The sequence below is a fragment of the Acinetobacter sp. S4400-12 genome, from assembly GCF_024129495.1.
GTDB lineage: Bacteria > Pseudomonadota > Gammaproteobacteria > Pseudomonadales > Moraxellaceae > Acinetobacter > Acinetobacter lwoffii_C.
In genome coordinates, this window is sequence record NZ_JAMXYB010000097.1 from 1 (window position 1) to 790 (window position 790).

Consider the following 790-nt stretch of genomic DNA (forward strand, 5'->3'; position numbering starts at 1 on the left):
GTTGTACGATAAGTTTTAGCAGTATGTTTATTCATTTTGAAATTATAGGACTGAATAAACCTTATAGGCTAGGTTTGTGCAACAAAGCCACACATAATTTAAAAAATATTGACATCAATATCGAAAAAAACAAAATAACTGCAATTTATGGAAGATCAGGTGCAGGTAAAAGCTCTTTAGCTTTTTCTACTCTTTATAGCTTATGTAAAGATGAGTTTGATTCACTTGAAAATGGATTTACTGAACAAGGAGATTATATATTAGAATCATATTCTGGAATAATACCATCTATATCAATTAATCAAAATAATTTTAATGTTAACCCTAAGTCAACAATTTATAGTTATCTCAGATTTCCAAACTTATTAAGCAATAATGATAAAAATTTAATTCCCGAATATCACTATTTAAAAATAAATTCTCCCTATAATATTTGCAAACAATGTAATGGTTTGGGCTATGAAATAGAAATAGAGAAAAATAAACTTATAGATGATGAACTGACTATACCTGAAAAACCTTTTTTATGCTGGAAAACTGGATCTCTTTCAAATTATTATAACAGCTTATTATTAAATTTTTGTAAAGAAAAAGGAATTCCCCTTGATGTACCATTCAAATTTTTAACTGAAAACCATAAAAATTTACTTTTATATGGAAAAAGTGATTATAAGGTTAAATTTAGTTTTAAACACAATGGGCTTTGTTGCACAAACCTAGCCTATAAGGTTTATTCAGTCCTATAATTTCAAAATGAATAAACATACTGCTAAAACTTATCGTACAACCA

Annotated in this window: 1 protein-coding gene; it reads left to right on the top strand. The window is 26.6% G+C overall.

Annotated features, from left to right (window positions below):
* Positions 1-746: ATP-binding cassette domain-containing protein (locus NI461_RS14065; protein WP_253157867.1), on the top strand; the 746-nt coding region annotated here is incomplete at its 5' end.
* Positions 747-790: the final 44 nt, after the last annotated feature.